The following is a 20,261-nucleotide window of genomic DNA, read 5'->3' on the forward strand; positions in this document are numbered from 1 at the left end:
GCGCCCTTCTATGTCTGATCTGTCCGTTGTGCCACTTGGTACGCTCGTCGCCCTGGGTGGAGGCGATGATGATGCGCTGCTGGCGCTACTCAGCGACATGCTGCCGACGCCAGATGCGCCGCTGGAAATTGTTACGGTAGCCTCGCCCAATGCTTCCCGCACCGCCTCGGCCTATGAGAAAGCCTTCCGCGAACTGGGTTGCCGCAACGCCCATCACCTCACCATCAACGAGCATTACCGCGCCGATGCGCCCGCTACGTTGCGCCGCCTGCGCCGCGCCAGCCTCGTGTTCTTCAGTGGCGGCGACCAGGAGCGCATCACCGATTTTCTGCAGCACACCGAGTTCCTGACCATTCTGCGCGAACGGTACCAGCAGGATGCCGCTTTCATAGTGGCTGGTACCAGTGCCGGTGCCGCCGCCCTGCCCGATATAATGCTGGTGGCGGGCTACGGCTGGCGCGCCTTGCGCAAAGGCGGCATCCAGACGAAGCCTGGCCTAGGCCTGTTGCCGCGGGTGCTCATTGATCAGCACTTTGTGGAGCGCGGCCGCTTCGGGCGGTTGGCCCACGCTCTGCTTACGCACTCCATGTGCTTGGGGCTAGGCCTGTCGGAAGAAACCGGCGTCATTATCCGGGGCGGCCAGGAGGCAGAAGTGTTTGGTGATGGCATTGTGATGGTGGTGGATGGCCACCAACTGACGGGCAGCAACCTGGGCCGCATTGGGCGCGGCGAGCCGGTAAGCGGCCAGAATCTGCGCGTGCACCTGCTGGTAGCCGGGCAGCGCCTCAACCTCGAAACCCGGGAGCTGATTTCGGCAGAGGGGCAAACATTTCAGGAAGAAGCCGACGTGCGCTAGGCCACCTGCCGCCACTTCTGCACGCGCATAGTAGTTTTCTGGGGGAAGCATACGGCCCGTTTGGGTTTCTGCGTTCAAGGCCTTGCGGAAGAGAAAACCCACTGTGCTTGCCATACTGGCCGATATCTGACGCCGGATGAGTATTATTAGGCCTGTAAACAGAAGGAAAATGGCAGGAGGTGAGTGATGACTCAAAAACTTACTCGGCTTGCCTAATATCGGATTGTTTTTTCTGCCTACATTTAGCTCCATAACCCCAAATTCTCACTCAATTCCACATTATGACTTTTAAATCTCTACTCCTCGTGGGTGGTGCGCTACTTACGGGTACGGCGGCCTCGGCGGGTGGCTATCAGGTGACGCTGGCCGGTCAGAAAAACAACGGCATGGGCGGCGTAGGTGTGGGGCTTTCCCTTGATCAGGCCGCTATGTTCTACAACCCCGGCGCACTGGCTATGGTGAAAGACCGCGGCGTGCAGGTGGGCGTAAACGCTACCATTGCGCGCCAGGCGTTCCGGGCCGAGGCTGGCGGCACGCAGCGTGAGCTACAAACCACTACTTCTACTCCCTTCAACCTCTACGCCGGCTTCGGCCCGACGGAAGGTAAATTCCGGGCTGGTATTGCCGTATACACGCCCTTCGGCTCGCAGCTGAAGTACGCTGATGGTTGGGAAGGCCGCTTTGCCCTCACCGACATCGACCTGAAGGCGATTTATGTGCAGCCCACCGCCAGCTACGCCATTACCGATCAGCTGAGCGTAGGCGCAGGCCTGATGATTCTGGCGCATGGCTCCGTAAACCTGCAGCGCGATATTCCTGCCCAGAACTCGGCCGGAGAGTTTGGCCACATTGAGCTCGATGGCAAGGCTGACACCAAATTTGGCTACAACGTAGGCCTGTTCTACAAGCCTTCGGATAAGTTGAGCGTTGGCCTGAGCTACCGCTCCAAAATCAACGCCACGGTAAAAGATGGGGACGTAACGTTCTCGGGCCTCTCAAATACTGCTGCTGCCAGCTTCCAGGCGAAGAAATTCGGGGCTACGCTGCCACTGCCTGCTACAGCCAGCGTAGGTATCGGCGTAACGCCGAATGAGAAACTGACTCTTGGCTTTGATGTAAACTGGGTAGAGTGGAGCGCTTACGAGACGCTGAACTTCACGTTTGATGCACCAGTAAACGGCGCTAGCACCAGCACCTCGAAGCGTTATTACGAAGACGCCCTGACCTTCCGCCTCGGTGGCCAATACCAGGTTACCAGCGGCCTGACCGTACGTGCCGGTGCTGCTTACGACAACTCGCCCGTGCGTGACGGCTTCGTAACGCCCGAAACGCCAGATGCTGACCGTCGGACGGCTACCATCGGTGCTTCTTACAAGTTCGGTGAGCATTTCGGTCTAGACCTGAGCGCCCAGTACGTTAACCTGAAGAAGCGTACTGAAACTCAGTCTGACCTGATCAACAACGGCACTACGGACCGTGTGGCCGGTACTTACAAGACGATTGCCGTTGTGCCCGGTGTAGGCCTCAATTACACTTTCTAGTTCATTGAAATTCCCCCTACGCATGAATACTTTTTCCTTGAAGCGCGTGCTGCCAGCCCTAGGTCTGCTAGGTATGGTTGCCTGTCAACCGGATATTGATGAGCCAAAAGTTGACCGTGGCTCGGCTGATTTCACGAATTACGTAGCTATCGGCAATTCGCTTACCTCGGGTTACCAAAGTGGTGGCTTGTCGTTGGAGGGCCAGCAAAACTCTTATCCAGCTATTCTCGCTAAGCAATTTGCAAAAGCGGGCGGTGGAGAGTTTGTGCAGCCACTGTTTGCCGATGCTCAAAAAGATGGCTCCGGCTATTTGAACCTGTTGGGGTTTACCAATACAGGTAGCCCTATTCTGCTTAGCCCTGGTCAAAGCGTAACTGTAACACCTGCCGGCGAGACTACGCCTCGGGTGGTAACCAACACAAAGGCCTACCAACTGGCCTATACTGGTAAGCAGCTGCCAGCCCCTCCCTTTGGCTCAGGAGCCAACGAATTGGCTCCTTACACAGGGGCCTTGCCTAACAACTTGGCGGTTCCGGGCATCTCGGTGCTGAGTGCAGATGCTACTGCTTCAACCAACCCCCTTGTGTCAGGTGCTGCTCGGGCATATGGTAACCTCAATAACTTCTACCAGCGTCTGCTGCCAACTGCTGATCGTGGTACTAAGGATTATGTAACGTATATCAGCCAGGCAACCCCCACGTTCTTCAGCTGCTGGTTAGGTAATAACGACGTGCTGACTTATGCTACGGCCGGGGCAGTAGCCGATGCTACCAACCCCTTCAGCAATATGACGGATACAACGAGCTTCAGCCGTGGCTATCGTAATATCCTGAATATTCTTTCTAAGGGGGGGACGGTAAAAGGAGTGGTAGCTAATATCCCGAACGTAACAAACTTGCCTTACTTCACGGCGGTGCCAGTAGCCACTATCATTGCCGGCATCAAAGGCAATGCGGCTATCCCGAATGCTGCTAATGCTAGCCTGTACATCCGGACTGGGGCAGGTACAGTGCGCGAGGCCACAGCAACTGATCTGCTTGTGTTACCTGCTTCATCTGTTATTGGTTCTGCTTCTACTACAGTTGGTAACCCTTTGCCAGTAGGAGTAGGGTACTCGGCTACTCAAAGCAACCCCTTGGATAGCAAGTATGTGCTGGATGCAGCAGAAGTAACAGCCATCGTTACGCGTACCAATCAGCTTAATACAATTATCGCGAGAGCGGCAATTCGCAACAAAGTCGCGTTGGCTGACATGAACGGCTTCTTTGGCTCAGTTGCCATGAATGGTTTCGCTACGAACGCCGTGGCCAACAACGCTAGCTTCATCCGCGGCAATTTGTTCTCACTGGACGGTGTGCATCCTACCTCGCGTGGCTATGCCGTTATTGCCAATGAGTTCATTCGGGTTATCAATCGGAACTACGGAGCATCTGTTCCGCTGGTGAACCCTAACGAGTATAATGCTATTCTGCTACCCTAATTGGTTGATTAGCGCAATAAAAAAGCCTTTCCATTAGCATGGGAAGGCTTTTTTATTGCCAGTAGGCCAGTAGCAAGGTGGCCTAGGAAAGCTGGACTGGTTGCAATACTTGGGGCAGTTCCGGGGCTACCTCGCCGGCTAAGCGGGCGGCAATGACCTGGGCATGGTAGCGGCCATTCTCGATAAACCAGCGGCTTGTGTTCAGGCCGCCACAGACGGTACCAGCTAGGTATACGCCAGGGCGGTTGGTTTCCAGGGTTTCGGCATCGTGCGTGGGCGTTTGGGCGGCATCCAGTTCGCAGGTGATGCCCAGGGCAGCCAGGAAGCTGAAGTCGGGGTGGTAGCCGGTGAGGGCGTATACGTAGGAGGCGGGCAATATTTCTAGGCCACTCGGGGTCTGGATTTCTACTGCCTCTGGAGTAATGCGCTGAATGGTAGTATCGAAAAGCGCTTTGATGCGGCCTTCTTTAATGCGGTTTATCAGATCGGGTCGAATCCAGTACTTCACAGACTGGCTGATTTCTGCCCCCCGGATGACCATGGTAACATCCGCGCCAGCGCGCAGGAGTTGCAGCGCTGCCTTGGCGGAAGAGTTTTTGGCGCCCACCACTACTACCCGCTGCCCGGTATGGGCATAAGGCTCCTTGTAGTAGTGGTTTACATGAGGCAAGTCCTCGCCGGGTACGTTCAGGTAGTTGGGTATATCGTAGAAGCCGGTAGCCACTACCACAAAGCGGCAGGCTATGCGGCCTTTCTCCGTAATAACCTCATACTGGCCTAGGCCACCTTCTAGGCCAGTCACGCGCTCATAGAGCCGCAACGGAATCTTCTCCGAGAAGGCTACCCGACGGTAATAATCCAGGCCATCTTCGCGCAGGGGCTTGTAATGGCTGGTTGGGAAGGGGTGGGCACCTATTTCCAGCAGCTCGGGCGTCGAGAAGAACTCCATGTTAGTGGGATACCCGATGATGGAGTTCACCAAAGCCCCTTTATCCATAGCCACTACGGAAAAGCCGCGCCGCTGTACTTCAATGGCACACGCTAGGCCTACCGGTCCGGCGCCTATCACCACTACATCAAAAGCAGAATCTGTCGTCATATGCTGTAAGACCAACTTAAGGCCCGAGAGTTTACCTTGATGTCGGCCCGGGAACAGGTGGTGCTGTTACTGCTTGCGTTTCAGGGCGCTGAGAGCACCCGTCGACCACAAGGCCCAGCCCATGAGCACCGGTTGAAAGAAAAGCCGCCCCAGCCGTTTCGCATCGGTATCAAGGCCAAACGCGGAAATGTGGTGGGTGTACTGGTGCACATTGCCCGGAAAAACCAGCGCGTAAAACACGGCCAGCCCTAGGCCCATCCGCACCCGATGTTTGCCTTTCAAGGTGAGTAGCGCTAGGCCCAGACCTATCTCTACCACTCCCGATTGCAGCACCACGGTATCCTTGCTCAGCGGAACAAAATCGGGTACCTGGGCCTGAAATTCCTGCCGGGCAAACGTGAGGTGACCCGTGCCGGCTACTACCATAAAGGTGCCTAGTAGGCCACGGGCTACATTTTGTAGCGTGGTTGTGTGTGCATTTTCTATCATACCAAGTGCACTGAGATTGGCTCAGCCGCTAAGTATACGCCCAACTAGCTAAGCCAGATACTTCGATTGAAGGTGCCTGCAGATAAGAGCAGAGCCAGATACAACCTTTTGGCTAGTTGCCAGGTCATGGCTGTACACACCCTCTACCATATTTTTTTATGAAAAGTATACTGAAGTTACTGTTGGTCACAACCCTAGGTTTAAGTGCCTGCTCAAAAGACCACACCCCTCCTAAAGATTCCAAAATTGCCCTGCAGGGTACTTCTTGGCGCATGACGGCTTACAGTGTTGAGACTAAGCCGCTCACAGGAACGGGAAGTAGAATCTATGATTTTTTCAGATCGTACAGCCAGTATGCTCCGGTGCCATGCTTGGGACTAAATACCTTAACCTTTGCTTCAAGTGGAGAATTGCTTTGGACACAAGAGGCGGGAGGGTGCACAGTAGGTATAAGCCAAAATCCGCAGGGAGGAGCCATCAGCACGTGGGGAAAATGGCGCTTAAATGATGCAAAAACGCAATTGACGGTTGATACAGAATTTGCGGCGCCCGGCAGTTCTATGCTGCCCGTGATGTATGCCGCATCGGGTGCCTATGAGGTCATTCAGGTAGATAAATCGGCGTTGATTCTCAGCAGCAAACACATTATAGGTCGTCAGAAAGATTCCCTTCTGATAGAGCGGACTGTGTTTGCTCCGTTATAATCGAGCTTATTCTACAACCAACGGCCCGGCTTCTTACTAGCATAAGAAGCCGGGCCGTTGGTTGCACTTGCGGACAATTGTTTGGGTTAGTGCGCCTGCAGCCAGTTCTGGCCAGTGCCTACCTCTACCTCCAAGGGCACGCCGTGGGGCAGGAGAAGGGCCTGCGTCATCAGTTCCTTGATTTTGGGCGTGATGTACTCTACCTCTTCCCGCACAGCATCAAACACCAGTTCGTCGTGTACCTGCAGAATCATGCGGGTACCGAGTTTTTCCTCAAGCAGCCAGCTGTGGATGTTGATCATGGCCTTCTTGATGATGTCGGCGGCCGTGCCCTGGATGGGGGCGTTGATGGCGTTGCGCTCGGTGTAGCCGCGCAGCGTGGCGTTGCGCGAGTTGATGTCGCGCAGGTAGCGGCGGCGGCCCAGCAGCGTGGTAGCATATTCCAGCTCCCGCGCTTTGTTGATGCTGTCATCCATGAACTGCTTCACCGACGGAAACTCCTGGAAATAGGTATCAATGATTTCGGTGGCCTCTTTGCGGCTGATGCCGATGCGCTGAGCCAAGCCAAACGCCGAAATGCCGTAGATGATACCGAAGTTCACCGTTTTAGCCTTACGGCGCATCTCGCTGTCCACCTGATCCAGCGCAACATGGAAAACCTTGCTGGCCGTGCTGGTATGAATATCAAGCCCTTGCCGGAAAGACTCAATCATCGTTTTGTCGCCCGAGAAGTCGGCCATAATGCGCAGCTCCACCTGCGAGTAGTCGGCCGCGACGAGCACGTGGTTTTCATCGCGTGGCACAAAGGCTTTCCGGATTTCGCGGCCTTTTTCCGTTCTGATGGGGATGTTCTGGAGGTTGGGGTTGGTGCTGCTCAAGCGGCCGGTAGCCGTCACGGCCTGGTTGAAGGACGTATGCACGCGGCCGTCCAACTCACACACCAGCTGGGGCAAGGCCTCCACGTAGGTAGAGCGCAGCTTGGTGAGCTGCCGATGCTCCAGAATCAGGCCGGCAATGGGGTTGTCGGCGGCCAGTGTGCTCAGGATTTCCTCGCCGGTAGCGTACTGGCCGGTTTTGGTCTTCTTGATTTTGCCGCCGCCCAGGCCTAGCTTATCAAACAATACTTCGCCCAGCTGCTTCGGCGAACCAATGTTGAACTCCTGGCCGGCTTCCTGAAAAATCTGTTTTTCCATTTCCTGGATGTAGCCCTGCAGCTCCGCCGAGTACTCGCCCATGGCGTTGCTGTCGATCTTTACGCCTTCATATTCAATGTCGGCCAGCACGGGCACCAGCGGGTTTTCCACCTCGTTCAGCAAATCCAGGAGGCCTACTTCTTTCAGCAGCGGCTCGAACACGTGTTTGAGTTGCAAGGTTACGTCGGCATCTTCGCAGGCGTAGTCCGAAACTTCGGCCGGCGGAATATCGGCCATGGTTTTCTGATTTTTGCCTTTCGGCCCGATCAGGGAAATGATGGAAACCGGCGTGTAGTGCAGGTAGGTTTCGGCCAGCACATCCATGTTGTGGCGCATGTCGGGCTCCAGCAGGTAGTGGGCCAGCATAGTATCGAAGAGTGGCCCTCGGATCTGCACTTTGTAGTGCTTCAGAATGGTGAGGTCGTACTTGATGTTCTGCCCAATTTTCAGAATATTTTCAGCCTCGAAAAAAGGGCAGAACTCATCCACCAGCGCCTGCGCAGCCGCTTGGTCGTCGGTGGGGACGGGCACGTAATAGGCCTCGCCGGGCATCCAACAGAAGGAGAGGCCTACGAGGCGTGCCGTCATGGTGTCTAGGCCAGTCGTTTCTGTGTCGAAGCTGACCTCCGTTTGCTGCAGCAGGAATCGGAGCAAAGACTTGCGCAGCTCCGGCGTATCCATCAGGTGGTAATTGTGCGGCACATCAGCCAGCGTCAAGCGCGGTCCGGATGGGGCACCAAAAGAGCCGGTTTCGCCTTCTTCGGCACCAATAGCCACGGCGGCATCAGAAGAGTTGCCAAACAGGCTGGCCTGGCCTTCGGCTACTTTAGGCCGCCGCGCGCCGCGTGGGGTAGGGGTAGCGCTGGTGCCGGCGGAGCTGCCGCCATCCAGCACACGGGCGGCCAGCTGCCGGAATTCCAGCTCATCGAAGAGCTGCCGCAGCTGGTCGGCATCGGGCTTATCCAGTACCAGCTTGTCGGCTTCAAACTCAATGGGTACTGTTAAGTGAATAGTTGCTAGCTCCTTGCTCATCAGGCCCTGCTCGGCGAAGTTGCGCACGTTTTCCTGGAGCTTGCCCTTGAGCTGATCCACGTTGGCAATCAGGTTCTCGACGGAGCCAAACTCTTGAACTAGCTTTTTGGCCGTTTTCTCGCCAATGCCCGGAATGCCCGGAATGTTGTCGGAGGCATCGCCTTGCAGGCCTAAAATGTCAATTACCTGCTCCACACGTTCTACCTCGAAGCGTTGCAGTACGTGCTCCACATCCAGCACCTCGGCGGCATTGCCCATAAAGGCCGGCCGGTAAATCTTGATGCACTTGGTCACGAGTTGGCAATAGTCCTTGTCGGGTGTCATCATGTACACCTCGCCAAAACCCTGCGCCTCAGCGCGCTGCGCTAGGGTGCCAATTACGTCATCTGCCTCGAAGCCTTCCACCATCAGAATTGGGATATGGAAAGCCTTGATTATCTTCTTAATATACGGAATGGCTAGGCCTATATCCTCGGGCATAGCCTGGCGCTGGGCCTTGTAATCGGCAAACTGCTCGTGGCGGAACGTCTTTTTGGCGGCATCGAAGGCCACACCAATGTGGGTGGGCTTCTCCTTCTGCAGCACCTCTACCAGCGTGTTGGTAAAGCCCAGAATGGCTCCGGTATTCAGGCCCTTGGAGTTCACGCGCGGGTTCTTGCTAAAGGCAAAGTGGGCGCGGTAAATCAGGGCAAACGCGTCGAGAAGGAAGAGCTTATGGGGGCGGGTGTCGGCAGATTCAGTCGTCATAGAAGGGCGAAGGTAGGAAACCGGAAGGCAGCTCCGGTCTAGCAAAGAAGAGTTGCTACTAGCTTACGAAGGATTTAGAATTTCTATAAAGCCCTAGGCCACTCCGCTCGGATTTTTCTAGTGACGCTTGTCGTCGCTAGGCCTATTGGCAAACCGCATTATAGCCAAGGCAGCTACGAATACACCATATTTTTAACGGGCAAAAGTAAAACTTGCGGGAAATAGAACTTTCTAGAGACAGCGACTGGCCTATATGCTATATTTTTGAACATTGTATAGATATGCTGCACTCATTAGAGCGTTATATGAAACAACTGTTACTCTGGATTACCTTGGTTCTTACTGCTTCATTCAGTGTACTGGCCCAGGCACCTGACCCATCGTTTCGGCCCGGTGAGGTGTACCAGACTGGCCTAGTGAAAGCAGTAGCTACTTTCCCGGATGGCAGCACGGTGGTGTTGGGCAAGTTTGCCTTTGTGAATGGGGGCAGGGCGCCCAACTTGGTGCGCTTTACGGCTGAGGGCTACTACGACTCCGCTTTCCGGCCGGATATTACCGACGGTACCGCCAACTTACTGACTAACATCCGGCCACTGCCGGGCGGCAAGCTGCTGCTGGTCGGCATTCAGGAGCTAACGATTGGCGGGCACACGTCAAGAACGCTACTGGTGCTTAACCCAGACGGGACCCCGGACACTCATTTTACCTTTAATAGTTACGTATATGCCGGCTACGCGCTTTCCGGTAGCGCACGTACGGCTGTGCAGCCCGATGGTAAGATTCTGCTGTCCGGCGCTAGCTTTACCCACAACGGCGTGCAACGCTCTGGCTTGGTGCGCCTCAACCTCGATGGCAGCTACGACACGTCTTTCGCGCCCAACGGACTCTCCATTGGTGATATATCGACTATTGCGCTGCAACCCGATGGGCGCATTGTGGTGGGTGGGTCTTTTGAGTACGTGAACAACGCGGTGTGGCGGCGGCTGGCCCGGTTCAACACCGATGGCACGCAAGATCTCACGTTGCGCACCGACAATTATGTAACCATCAATGAGTTGCTGGTGCAGCCCGATGGGAAAATTTTAGTAGGCGGCCTCAGCAACAACAGCTTCGGCACCAACTACCTCATCAGTGGCCTACACCGGCTACTGCCCGATGGTACTCGCGACCCGGTGTTTGCAGCGCCCAACTTTGCCAATGGCGACAACATTCTGAATGCTTTCGATGCCCACAATATGCTGCTGCAGCCCGATGGTCGCATTGTAGCCGCCGTAATGCCCTACACGGCTCCTGACCAAACCCCGCAGCCGCGTCTGGTGCGCTACTTGCCCACCGGACAGCCTGACCCTACCTGGCCTACAGATCTGCGGGCCGCTGGCTCCCTCACCACGATGGCCTTCCGGCCCGATGGCACGCTACTGGCGGGTGGCTCGTTCACTGCCCTGGCTAACCGGGCGGGCTGCCTGACAGCTTTCGGGCCGAACGGGCAGTTGCACCCCGGTTTCGTGCCGAAGTTTCATAACCCAGGAACCGTGGAGGCGCTGGCCCTGCAGCCCGATGGTAAGGTGCTGGTAGTAGGCGACTTCTCCGAAATTAACGGTGTAGAGGCCAATAAAGTAAGCCGGCTTCTGGCGAGTGGCGACGTGGACCCCACCTTCCGGGGGCCGGCTTCTATCACGGGACCTTTGCTGAGCGTGGCTGCCCAGCCCGATGGGCGGATTCTGATTGGCGGCGATCTGAACTCCGTGAACGGGGAGCAGCGCCTGGGCGTGGCGCGCCTGCTAGCCGACGGCACCTTCGACCCGACGTTTAACGTCACGGGCCTGTATTACAACGGCCCCAGCACCCGGCAGCGCGTGCTCTGCATGGAGTTTCTGTCCGATGGTAAAATTCTACTCGGCGGCAGCCTGTTTCATATTGCCGGTACCACTTACCGCTCCGGCATCCTGCGCGTACAGCCCGACGGCACCCTGGACCCTTCCTTCACTGCCAAGCTGGGCGATGGTGGCGGGGAGGTGCATGCCCTTAAGCAACAGGGGGCTGGCCTTTTGGTAGGAGGCGTGTGGTTTGGGCCGCGCCCTGAGGTACTCACCCGCCTGCTCCCTGATGGTAGCCAAGACCCCACCTTCGCCAACCTGAAGCCGGACCCTACGCCCAGCGGCATCATCAATAGCATTGCGGAGCTGCCCGATGGCCGTCTGGTAGTAGCCGGGCGGTTGCTGGTCGCGTTTCAGCGGGCCACCTACCACGTAGTGCGCCTGACGCCCAACGGGGCCCAGGATGCCGGTTTCAGCTCCAGTCTGCGCGAAGAAAGCTATGTAAGCGGCCTAGTGTGCCAGCCAAATGGCCGGCTGCTGGTCTGGGGCAGCTTGGGCACCTCTACCGCGCCGGTGTATTTGCAGCGCTTAGAAAGCGACGGCCACCCCGACCTGACCTTCAACATGGGGCAAGGGCCTGATAGGCCAGTAAAAAGCATGTTGTTGCAGCCAGATGGCGCCTTGCTGCTGGGTGGCGCTTTCCAGCAGATTAATACGTGGCAGCTGGCAGGTGTGGCTCGTCTGGTAGTGCCCTTTGTGCTGAAAGTAGCCGACCCCGGCGTGGCTCATCATATGGTAAAAGCATTCCCGAACCCCGTACAAGACCAGTTGCACGTAGAACTGGCGGCCGGTGCCCGCCACATGGCGCTGCAGGATGTCACCGGCCGCACGGTCTGGCAACGGGCAGCACCACCGGTTGTTAGTGCCGTGCCCGTAGGCCACTTGCCCGCCGGTGTATATGTGCTGCAAGTGACCTATCATGGGGGTCTAGTAACGCGCCGGGTGGTAGTGCAGTAAGCAGGCATCGTGACGTCAGGTGGCCCCAACGCATCTACTACCCCGCCCGTACTGGCCTAGATGCGCTACATTTCCCTCGACCTCGAAACCACCGGCGGCAAACCCCAGCGCCACCAGATACTGGAGCTGGCCGCCGTGGTAGAAGACACCAAGACGCTACTACCACTACCCGAACTGCCCGCATTCCGGCGCGTGGTGCGACACCCCGAGTACGTGGGCACAGCCGGCGCGCTGGCCCTGAACGCAGGGTTGCTGGAAGAGCTGGCCCGCAAAGAGCCCAACCCAGAGCTCTGCGCGCCCGATGAACTGCTGCCTCAGCTGCGGGAGTTTTTGCTAGGCCAGGGGTTCCGGCCCGATAAGCACGATTGCGTAGCGGTAGTGATGGCCGGCAAAAACATTGCCTCCTTCGATTTGGGCTTTCTGCGCGAACTGCCTGGCTATGGCAAGTTGGTGCGCGCTGAGCCCGCCATGCTCGACCCCGCTGCCTTCTACCTCAATTGGCGCAAAGACACCCGCCTGCCCACCATGCAAACCTGCAAGGCCCGCGCTGGCTTCGAGGATGACACCGTAGCCCACCAGGCCTTGGCCGATGCGCTGGATGTGGTGCAGTTGCTACGTCCGTTCTATGCGCTGCCCGTGTACCAGCAGGTGCGCGAAAACTAGAAGCGTAGAGTCGAAGCATAGCGTTTACTTTGCGCTATGCTTCGACTCTACGCCTCTGTACTTCTGTGCGCTATTCTATTGATTTCAGGAGTGGCAACAGCTCAACACGCTAGCAAGCGGCCTACGGCGCAGGAGTTCGAAGTGGCCATTGTGGCATTTCAGCAGACGCTCAATACTGAATACCGCAACCCCACCGAGTCGCCGCTGCCGCCCGAGGCGCGGGAGAAGTTTACAGGCTTGGCTTTCTTCCCAAGCAACTACAGTGCTTGTGTGCTGGCTCGTTTCGTGCGAGACTCATTGCAGGCGCCGTTTCCTATGCCCACCAGCACAGTTCGTAGGCCACTCTACCAAAAGTATGGGGAGCTGCATTTCACGCTGGAAGGAAAGCGTCTCCAACTCACAGTATATCAAAGCCTCGACCTGCTGCAGAAGCCAGGGTATCAGGATTACTTGTTTGTCCCGTTCACTGACCAAACCAACGGGCGCACCAGCTATGGCGGAGGCCGCTACATTGATTTGCGCCTAGGCCAGATTCAGCAAGGACAGGTAGTAGTGGATTTTAATCAGGCCTACAATCCCTTTTGCGCCTATAGCCCACAATACTCCTGCCCGGTTCCGCCCATCGAAAACCGCCTGCCTGTTGCAATAAAGGCGGGTGTTATGAGTGACCACTAGTGACGTTGGTTACTCACCTGGCCGGTGAACCAGCACCAGCAGCCTGATACGCAACTACTGCTTACTACCTTATGTACCCCGCGGCTGTCCGCGCTTTACTAAACGTTACCTACCCCGCCTTTCGCCCACTCATGACGGTACCGTTCAACACGCTTTCTATCGTTATTCCGGTTTACAATGAAGCCCGCACGGTGCACCAGATTCTGGATGTGCTGCGGGAGCTGGAGCTGGTGTACGGCATCGGCAAGGAGATTATTCTGGTAGATGACTGCTCCAGTGACGCGTCTGTGGAGGTGATACAGGCCTACGCAACCCGCTACCCCGGGGTGGGTCTGCGGCTCCTGCGTCATGCGGTAAACCAGGGCAAAGGGGCGGCCCTGCATACCGGAATTCGGGAAGCTACGGGCGAGTACATCATCATTCAGGATGCCGATCTGGAGTACGACCCGCAGGAGTACAACCTGCTGCTGCGGCCCGTGCTGCGTGGCTCCGCCGATGTGGTGTATGGCTCCCGCTTCATGGGTGGCAACCCACACCGGATTCTGTTTTTCTGGCATAGCATCGGCAACGGGGTGCTCACGTTCCTCTCGAACATGTGCACCGACCTGAACCTGACCGACATGGAAACCTGCTACAAGCTGTTCCGTCGCGACATTCTGCAAGGATTAAAGCTCGAAGAAAAGCGCTTTGGATTTGAGCCGGAGGTGACGGCGAAAGTAGCCCGGGTACCCGGGGTGCGCATCTATGAAGTAGGCATTAGCTACTACGGCCGCACCTACGCGGAAGGCAAGAAAATTGGCTGGCGCGATGGGGTCCGGGCTATTTACTGCATTCTCAAATACGGGCTACTGCGGCAATAAAGAGCCAATAGCCAACTGCCCGCGTACGTATCTGGAACGCACAAAAAAGGCCCTCTGAAAGCAGGTTTCAGAGGGCTTTTTGTATGGAAGTACCTTTTAAGGAATCAGGCTATTGCCGAAACAGGCCTACGGGCTTACCAGTTGCCGCTGGCACCGCCGCCGCCGGAGCTGCCCCCGCCGAAGCCGCCAAAACCGCCTCCACCACCACCCCCGAAGCCGCCTCCGCCGCCAAAGCCGCCGCCGCCAAACACGCCGCGTCCGCCGCTAAAGTCGCCGAAGATAATAGGGGGGATGCCCATGCCGCCAAAGCCGCGGTTGCGGCGTCCGCCGCTTCCGCCGCCTCGGTTGCGGAGCAGGATGAACAGAATCAGGGCGCCAATAACAAGCCAGAACGTCCAGCCGGAGCCACTGTCGTCTGACCGGCGGCGCTGCTGGGGCATGGTGGTTGGATCGGCCTTATACTCGCCTTTTGCTAACGCAATCAGCTGATCGGTGGCCCGATCCAGGCCTTCGTAATAGCGCTCTTCCCGAAAAGCCGGCGCAATGGTGTTGGAGATAATCCGCTTGGCCAAGGCGTCGGGCACGGCACCTTCCAGGCCATAGCCCGTCTGAATGCGCGCCACACGCTCCTGCTGGCCTACCAGCACCAGAATGCCATTGTTGTTGTTTTTCTGCCCGATGCCCCACGTTTCGTAGAGCTTTTGGGCATAGTCGGCCACCTCGTAGTCGCCTAAGGTAGGCACAGTTACTACCGCAATCTGCGACGACGTGGAGTCGTTGTAGGCCACTAGCTTCTGCTCCAGCCGCTGCACCTCTTCGGGGCGCATCATGCCGGCCAGGTCATTAACCAGGCGGGGCGGATTAGGACGTGGAGGAATGTTCTGCGCTAGTGCCTGTGGGCTGAAAGCGGGCACAAAGGCCAGAAACAGCGCCAGGGCAAGTAGCCAGCGACGAGTAGTGAGAGAGAGAGTATAGATCATACGCGCGGCGGCGCGGGGTCGCCAAACGAGATGGAGTCGTCGAGTTCGTTTTTGTCGGTCTTGGCATTGTAGGGGAAGTAGCGCTGTAGCTGCTCGCCCACCATGCGCACCCCATGCTCTAGGCCAGTGGCATAGCGCTCGGCCCGAAACTGCTGCAATACGGTTTCCTTGGTGGTTTCCCAGAAGTCGTCGGGCACTACCGAGTTGATGGCAATGTCGCCGATAACGGCAAACTGGCGGCTTTCCCACGCCATGTAGAACAGCACGCCATTACGCTCCGCTGTTTTGTGCATGGCCAGATCGGCAAACACCTGCGCTGCTCTATCAAGCGGCTCAGGGGTAGGGCAGGTGTCTTCCAGATGCACCCGAATTTCGCCCGACGTAGTAATTTCTGCCTGCTTGATGGCTGCCACCAAGGCGGCTTCCTGCTCTGGGGTGAGAGGGTTGGTCATAATTGAGTTGCCAGTTATCAGTTGCCGGTTGCCAATTGTCAGTCGCCAGCAAACCTATGCAAACTAACAACTGGCAACCGGCAACTAGTAACTCCATTAAAACTGTACCGTGGGGGCTTTCTGCGAAGCGGCATCCGCCTCAAAGTAGGGCTTCTCCTTGAAGCCGAAAATACCGGCAAACAGGTTGTTGGGGAAAGACTTCACGAAGCCGTTGTAGTCGTTCGTGGTGGTGTTGAACTTGTTGCGCTCCACGTTGATCCGGTTTTCCGTGCCTTCAATCTGGGCTTGCAGCTCCTGGAAGTTGGCGTTGGCTTTCAGCTCCGGATAGTTTTCCGAAACGGCCAGCAACCGGCCTAGGCCACTGCTCAATTGGCTCTGGGCCTCCTGGAATTTCTGGATGTTTTCGGGGGTGAGCTGGTCGCCGCTCAGCTGCACGCTTGTGGCTTTAGCGCGGGCATTAATCACGTCCGTCAGCGTCGATTTCTCGAAGTTGGCGGCGCCTTTCACCGTATTCACGAGGTTCGGAATTAGGTCGGAGCGGCGCTGGTAGGCACTTTGCACGTTGGCCCACTGCGATTTTACGGCCTGGTCGCGGCTTACCATGCCGTTGTAGCCGCACGATGATTGCGAGAGCAGAATAATCAGGCCTGCGAAGTAGAGGAGGAAACGTTTCATGATAGGGAAAAAGGTAGGGAGAAGTGAAAAGGAGAAACGAAGTGAAGTGGGCCGAACCCTAGGCCAGGTTGGGCGGTTACTGCCGGGGCAGCTTCCCGCAATAGAATGCGGGTGCGCTGCAAAGTACGGATTCGGAACACAGCGGTTGTGTTGTGAGCTGCTCCCGTCTCAATTCACTATTTTGCGTGCTTACGCAGTGCTCATTGTTCATGAAAGCAGTTATTCCTGTTGCCGGTATCGGGTCGCGCCTGCGGCCTCACACGCATACGCAGCCAAAATCGCTGGTGCCTGTGGCTGGCAATACCATCTTAGGCCACATTATTGATCGGCTGGTAGCCGCTGGCGTTGAGGAGTTCGTCTTCATCATTGGCTACCTGGGCGAGAAAATTGAAAGCTACGTGCGCCGCCAATATCCGCAGCTGCGCAGCACGTTTGTGGTGCAGGAGCCGCGCGAAGGCATTGCGCACGCCCTGTGGCTGGCCCGCGAGCAGTTTCGGCACGAGCAGGATGGTATGCTGATTTTGCTCGGCGACACAATCGTTGATGTAGACCTGCCCGCCGTAATGCGCACGCCCGGCAACGTGCTGGCGGTAAAGGAAGTGAAAACGCCCTCCATGTTTGGTCTGGTTGAAACCGGCAGCGGCGGCCGCGTCACGAAAGTGGTCGAGAAGCCGCGCATTCCCAAGTCGAACTACGCCCTCGTAGGCCTCTATAAAATTGCCAACGCCGACTGGCTGGCGTCGGCCCTGGAGCGCATCATCGACCAGGATCAGCGCACGCACGGCGAGTTTCAGCTGACGGATGCGCTCATGCTCATGATTCAGGACGGCGCCGACATGACGACGGTATCAGTGGATAACTGGTTTGACTGCGGCCGCAAAGAGAGCCTCCTCGAAGCCAATGCCCGCCTGCTCAACGTGCCCGAGTTCCTGAGCAAGTCGCCGCAGTTCCCGGATACCATCATCATTCCGCCCGTCAGCATCGGCAAGGATTGCCAGATCAGCAATTCCATTATCGGCCCCAACGTGGCCATCGGCGACCGTACCATCGTCAAGAATACCATACTCAGCGACTCCATCATCGGCTCTTATTCCGAGTTGCGCTCCGCCGTCATGCACGACTGCATCGTCGGCTCCGACGCCCTGTTCAAAGGCACCCGCCACAGCCTCAACATCGGCGACAACACGGAGATTGACTACAGCTAATAGCCGCAGTGTTTAAATCCCTGAAAAAACTGTTTGGATCTTCGGCCAGCAACTCCACCTCACCTGCACAGAGCGAGGCTATAACGGATGAGTTTCGCCAGCGTGTTAAAGCGCAGTCCGAAGCAAAAGTACTGGCCCTTGATGGACGTGTCTGCGACTGGCTACCGCTGCTAGATATTCCGGAATTGCGGGACATAGAGGCAATTCGGGGCCGGATAAGTGTAGTGAATGCACTGATCAATATCTCCTTTCAGGCACCTGTTGCCGTCATCAGAGAGTGGCTCACGACAGAGAATCTGTTAGCTCACGTTTCACCGGAAGAAGCCGCTATACTGGCAAAAAAGGATGAGCAGCTGACGGACCAGGAATTGACAAACCTGCGCTGGAACTTGGAAAGCTTATGGGCTATGATGTGGGCCACGCAGATGGTGCACGAACTAGACCCCGTGAAGTGGTGCGGCGACAATATGGCGTCGCTGTTGCCCAACCTAGAGAAAGGGGAGGGGAATGAAAAGCTAGCAAAGGTTCAGGCGTTGAGACCAGCGGCTGAACTGTACCAGATGCTGGACTTTTATTATCGCCTGCATTGGTATTGTGTAGATGAGCGGATACACGGCCGGGCTGCTACTGTGTCAGAATCCTTGGTGTATGAGCGACGGAAGGCATTAGAATGGATTTACAGCAACCAGGATGAATGGGACACTGTAGAAATGAACACATAATTTTTCTGCATCTACAGAGCAGTTAGGAAAGAATGACGCAGTAGAAGTAGGGAACCCGCAATTTCTCAACTACCACATGTATCCGGCGCGGCCATATTGTCGTTACTTTAGCCCGATGCGTCACTCCTCTTCCTTTTCCCGCCTGCTGCCTGTTCTAGGCCTGTCCGTTTTGTTACTGCCAGGCTGCTATTCCCGCTCCGACATGAAATCGGAGGATAGCGTTGCCAAAGGAACACCCGCCTCCGTGCCTCCCGAGGAAGCCCCCGGAGCCGTACCGGCCAAACCGCAAGCCGCCGATGCCGAAACTGCTGGCGCTACCACGCAGCCACTAAAGGCGGTGAATGTGTTTCTGGAGGTATCGGGCTCGATGGAAGGCTTTATGCCCAAAACCGGTGCTGGCGGCGAGAATACCAAGTTTCAGCAACACGTGGCGCAGTTTCTTTCGGAGGTAAACCGCACAGGCGCGGCGCGGCAGAAGATGTTTTATCGCATCAAGGAAAAGCCGTATCGGGATTCTTATCAGGGCATTTCCACCACCGTGCGTAGCGGCATTCAGCAGCCCGCCAAGAGCACCGATATCCCCTCGGTGCTGGATACGCTGATGACCAATTACTACCAGCCCGGCACGGTAAGCGTCCTGATTTCGGACTTTATCTACTCCCCGAAAAACACGGGCGCCATTCCGTACATCAAAACCGACATCACCGACGCCCTCACGCGCAGCGGCAGCCACCCCGAGTTGGCGGTTTCCGTGTATGGCTACACCTCCGATTTTCGCGGCACCTATTACCCAGCTCTGGTAGCCTCGGGCAAGAAAACTAACTGCTGCGACACGGAGATACCCTATTATATATGGGTGGTGGGCCCCGCCGATGCTGTGCGGCAGTTCGATAAGGCCTTGCTGGAGCAGCAGCCCGCTAAACAGGCCCACTTCGGCGTCACGTATCCGCAACCAAATTATTCGCTGCTGAGCAAATACCAGAACGTAGGAAGTTGGTACTACGGCGACGCCGGCGCCAGCAAGCGCAACGCCGAAAGCTACCGCGTAATAGCGGTGAGCGAAGCCTCCGCAAAGCAGCCTATAGAATTCGTGGTGGGCCTCGACCTGAGTGGCCTACCAGGGCAGTACCGTGACGTGGCCTACCTCAAACAAAACCTGAAGCTGGAAGGCGTTGATACCGATGCCAAACTGCTCGATGTGTCGGCTGCTACTGCCCAAACGAAGGCCAGCAGCGGCCCGGAAAGCAAGTTCACTCACTTCGCCAAAGTGCGCCTGACCCGGCAGCCCAAGGCCGCTAGGCCACTCGTGCTGCGCCTGCAGGACCAGCGCCCGGCCTGGGTTGCCCAGTGGACTACCAAGAACGATGCTACGCCCGCGCCCAAAACTTTCGCGCTTAGTGGCTTGCTCGATGGCCTTGAAGCACAGGGCGGAGAGGAAAGAAAGCCCATTTTTGAATTGCCATTGACCTTACAACCAGCCGAGTAGGTGGTTTGAGTGGCTCCTAGGCCAGTGCTGACCAAGCAACTTCAGTGCAATTGGAATGGTTTTAGTTCATTAACGAACCGAAATGCTTCCCGTACTCGGTTGCGGCCCTCACAATTTCGTTCTACCCTCATCGTTCAACAGGTTGCCAGCTGCATGTTGGCGCTACTTCCTTTCATGAAAGCACTCTTCCGCTCCATCTACGAACTCATCGGCGCCCCTCAACCTCCCGCCGATACCCCCGTGTACCGCGACGTAGTATTCCCCAACATTGGCCTGCTGAACATTGGTATCTCGCTCGCACTGGTAGTCATATTCTACTATGTCATCAACCGGATGATGGGCGTGGCCACCTTCAATAAAGGACGGCATTGGGCCATTTTCCTGGTGCTGAATGCCCTGATTGCTTTCGGAATAGCCATCGGCCAGGCCCATGCCCAGCAGGTCACCGACCATAGCTACATCTACTGGCTGGCTACCTGGAACGCCATCCTAGGCCTGTTCTGGTTCTTCATCTTCTCCCTGATTCTGCGCAAAGGCTCCACCAACGCCAGCACCACGCCTTTCTAGA

General features: G+C 56.6%; 18 protein-coding genes. 12 read left to right on the forward strand and 6 right to left on the reverse strand.

The annotated features are described in order from the left end of the window. Positions 1–10: 10 nt before the first annotated feature. The 3 genes from CFT68_RS19185 to CFT68_RS19195 all read left to right on the forward strand — a co-directional run bounded on the left by CFT68_RS19185 (position 11) and on the right by CFT68_RS19195 (position 3,877). Complete coding sequence (locus CFT68_RS19185) at positions 11–856, forward strand: cyanophycinase (protein WP_088845297.1); 846 nt, start codon at positions 11–13, stop codon at positions 854–856. A 281-nt stretch (positions 857–1,137) separates the two neighbouring features. Further along, positions 1,138–2,397 (forward strand): OmpP1/FadL family transporter, encoded by a 1,260-nt coding sequence (locus CFT68_RS19190; protein ID WP_088845298.1) that lies wholly within the window; start codon positions 1,138–1,140, stop codon positions 2,395–2,397. Between the two features lie 22 nt (positions 2,398–2,419). Next, positions 2,420–3,877, forward strand: a complete 1,458-nt coding sequence (locus CFT68_RS19195; protein WP_088845299.1) for an SGNH/GDSL hydrolase family protein — start codon at positions 2,420–2,422, stop codon at positions 3,875–3,877. A gap of 82 nt (positions 3,878–3,959) precedes the next feature. Here CFT68_RS19195 and CFT68_RS19200 read toward each other — a convergent pair whose 3' ends face one another. Both CFT68_RS19200 and CFT68_RS19205 read right to left on the reverse strand, forming a co-directional pair. Then, positions 3,960–4,976 carry a YpdA family putative bacillithiol disulfide reductase gene (locus tag CFT68_RS19200; protein WP_088845300.1) on the reverse strand — a complete coding sequence of 339 codons (1,017 nt, stop codon included), beginning with the start codon at positions 4,974–4,976 and terminating at the stop codon, positions 3,960–3,962. 66 nt (positions 4,977–5,042) lie between these two features. Then, complete coding sequence (locus tag CFT68_RS19205; protein WP_088845301.1) at positions 5,043–5,465, reverse strand: DoxX family protein; 423 nt, start codon at positions 5,463–5,465, stop codon at positions 5,043–5,045. Between the two features lie 158 nt (positions 5,466–5,623). On the opposite strand from CFT68_RS19205, the gene CFT68_RS21595 reads away from it, so the two are divergent. Then, complete coding sequence (locus CFT68_RS21595; protein WP_141106631.1) at positions 5,624–6,169, forward strand: hypothetical protein; 546 nt, start codon at positions 5,624–5,626, stop codon at positions 6,167–6,169. Positions 6,170–6,255: 86 nt separating this feature from the next. Here CFT68_RS21595 and polA read toward each other — a convergent pair whose 3' ends face one another. Further along, positions 6,256–9,141 carry a DNA polymerase I gene (polA, locus tag CFT68_RS19215; RefSeq protein ID WP_088845303.1) on the reverse strand — a complete coding sequence of 962 codons (2,886 nt, stop codon included), beginning with the start codon at positions 9,139–9,141 and terminating at the stop codon, positions 6,256–6,258. A gap of 305 nt (positions 9,142–9,446) precedes the next feature. Here polA and CFT68_RS19220 point away from each other — a divergent pair, with 305 nt between their 5' ends. From CFT68_RS19220 to CFT68_RS19235, 4 genes are all read left to right on the forward strand, one after another. Continuing rightward, positions 9,447–11,975, forward strand: coding sequence for a T9SS type A sorting domain-containing protein (locus tag CFT68_RS19220; protein ID WP_170934866.1), 2,529 nt, complete (start codon positions 9,447–9,449; stop codon positions 11,973–11,975). A 60-nt stretch (positions 11,976–12,035) separates the two neighbouring features. Next, entirely contained in the window at positions 12,036–12,638 is a 603-nt protein-coding gene (locus tag CFT68_RS19225) for a 3'-5' exonuclease (protein ID WP_088845305.1), read from the forward strand. A 36-nt stretch (positions 12,639–12,674) separates the two neighbouring features. Then, a complete protein-coding gene (locus tag CFT68_RS19230) occupies positions 12,675–13,313 on the forward strand; it encodes a DUF1684 domain-containing protein (protein WP_088845306.1) in 639 nt (212 codons plus the stop codon). A gap of 131 nt (positions 13,314–13,444) precedes the next feature. Further along, positions 13,445–14,173, forward strand: coding sequence for a glycosyltransferase family 2 protein (locus tag CFT68_RS19235; RefSeq protein ID WP_088845307.1), 729 nt, complete (start codon positions 13,445–13,447; stop codon positions 14,171–14,173). Between the two features lie 134 nt (positions 14,174–14,307). Here the strand turns inward: CFT68_RS19235 and CFT68_RS19240 are convergent, their stop codons facing one another. The 3 genes from CFT68_RS19240 to CFT68_RS19250 all read right to left on the reverse strand — a co-directional run bounded on the left by CFT68_RS19240 (position 14,308) and on the right by CFT68_RS19250 (position 16,280). After that, positions 14,308–15,153 (reverse strand): TPM domain-containing protein, encoded by an 846-nt coding sequence (locus tag CFT68_RS19240; RefSeq protein ID WP_088845308.1) that lies wholly within the window; start codon positions 15,151–15,153, stop codon positions 14,308–14,310. Then, complete coding sequence (locus CFT68_RS19245; protein ID WP_088845309.1) at positions 15,150–15,605, reverse strand: TPM domain-containing protein; 456 nt, start codon at positions 15,603–15,605, stop codon at positions 15,150–15,152. Before CFT68_RS19245 ends, CFT68_RS19240 begins: the two co-directional genes overlap by 4 nt. Before the next feature lie 96 nt (positions 15,606–15,701). Further along, entirely contained in the window at positions 15,702–16,280 is a 579-nt protein-coding gene (locus tag CFT68_RS19250; RefSeq protein ID WP_088845310.1) for a LemA family protein, read from the reverse strand. Positions 16,281–16,489: 209 nt separating this feature from the next. On the opposite strand from CFT68_RS19250, the gene CFT68_RS19255 reads away from it, so the two are divergent. From CFT68_RS19255 to CFT68_RS19270, 4 genes are all read left to right on the forward strand, one after another. Beyond that, complete coding sequence (locus tag CFT68_RS19255) at positions 16,490–17,485, forward strand: sugar phosphate nucleotidyltransferase (RefSeq protein ID WP_088845311.1); 996 nt, start codon at positions 16,490–16,492, stop codon at positions 17,483–17,485. Positions 17,486–17,493: 8 nt separating this feature from the next. Further along, entirely contained in the window at positions 17,494–18,207 is a 714-nt protein-coding gene (locus CFT68_RS19260) for a DUF4272 domain-containing protein (RefSeq protein WP_170934867.1), read from the forward strand. A 115-nt stretch (positions 18,208–18,322) separates the two neighbouring features. Continuing rightward, positions 18,323–19,693, forward strand: coding sequence for a hypothetical protein (locus CFT68_RS19265; RefSeq protein WP_088845313.1), 1,371 nt, complete (start codon positions 18,323–18,325; stop codon positions 19,691–19,693). 174 nt (positions 19,694–19,867) lie between these two features. Next, entirely contained in the window at positions 19,868–20,260 is a 393-nt protein-coding gene (locus tag CFT68_RS19270; protein ID WP_141106632.1) for a hypothetical protein, read from the forward strand. The last annotated feature ends 1 nt before the right edge of the window (position 20,261 follow it).

The organism is Hymenobacter gelipurpurascens, assembly GCF_900187375.1.
Lineage (GTDB): Bacteria > Bacteroidota > Bacteroidia > Cytophagales > Hymenobacteraceae > Hymenobacter > Hymenobacter gelipurpurascens.

Excerpts from the sequence above, each read along its gene's own strand:
- CFT68_RS19185 (WP_088845297.1), top strand. The coding sequence starts at position 11 with ATGTCTGATCTGTCCGTTGTGCCACTTGGTACGCTCGTCGCCCTGGGT.
- CFT68_RS19190 (WP_088845298.1), top strand. The coding sequence starts at position 1,138 with ATGACTTTTAAATCTCTACTCCTCGTGGGTGGTGCGCTACTTACGGGT.
- CFT68_RS19195 (WP_088845299.1), top strand. The coding sequence starts at position 2,420 with ATGAATACTTTTTCCTTGAAGCGCGTGCTGCCAGCCCTAGGTCTGCTA.
- CFT68_RS19200 (WP_088845300.1), bottom strand. The coding sequence starts at position 4,976 with ATGACGACAGATTCTGCTTTTGATGTAGTGGTGATAGGCGCCGGACCG.
- CFT68_RS19205 (WP_088845301.1), bottom strand. The coding sequence starts at position 5,465 with ATGATAGAAAATGCACACACAACCACGCTACAAAATGTAGCCCGTGGC.
- CFT68_RS21595 (WP_141106631.1), top strand. The coding sequence starts at position 5,624 with ATGAAAAGTATACTGAAGTTACTGTTGGTCACAACCCTAGGTTTAAGT.
- polA (WP_088845303.1), bottom strand. The coding sequence starts at position 9,141 with ATGACGACTGAATCTGCCGACACCCGCCCCCATAAGCTCTTCCTTCTC.
- CFT68_RS19220 (WP_170934866.1), top strand. The coding sequence starts at position 9,447 with ATGAAACAACTGTTACTCTGGATTACCTTGGTTCTTACTGCTTCATTC.
- CFT68_RS19225 (WP_088845305.1), top strand. The coding sequence starts at position 12,036 with ATGCGCTACATTTCCCTCGACCTCGAAACCACCGGCGGCAAACCCCAG.
- CFT68_RS19230 (WP_088845306.1), top strand. The coding sequence starts at position 12,675 with ATGCTTCGACTCTACGCCTCTGTACTTCTGTGCGCTATTCTATTGATT.
- CFT68_RS19235 (WP_088845307.1), top strand. The coding sequence starts at position 13,445 with ATGACGGTACCGTTCAACACGCTTTCTATCGTTATTCCGGTTTACAAT.
- CFT68_RS19240 (WP_088845308.1), bottom strand. The coding sequence starts at position 15,153 with ATGATCTATACTCTCTCTCTCACTACTCGTCGCTGGCTACTTGCCCTG.
- CFT68_RS19245 (WP_088845309.1), bottom strand. The coding sequence starts at position 15,605 with ATGACCAACCCTCTCACCCCAGAGCAGGAAGCCGCCTTGGTGGCAGCC.
- CFT68_RS19250 (WP_088845310.1), bottom strand. The coding sequence starts at position 16,280 with ATGAAACGTTTCCTCCTCTACTTCGCAGGCCTGATTATTCTGCTCTCG.
- CFT68_RS19255 (WP_088845311.1), top strand. The coding sequence starts at position 16,490 with ATGAAAGCAGTTATTCCTGTTGCCGGTATCGGGTCGCGCCTGCGGCCT.
- CFT68_RS19265 (WP_088845313.1), top strand. The coding sequence starts at position 18,323 with ATGCGTCACTCCTCTTCCTTTTCCCGCCTGCTGCCTGTTCTAGGCCTG.
- CFT68_RS19270 (WP_141106632.1), top strand. The coding sequence starts at position 19,868 with ATGAAAGCACTCTTCCGCTCCATCTACGAACTCATCGGCGCCCCTCAA.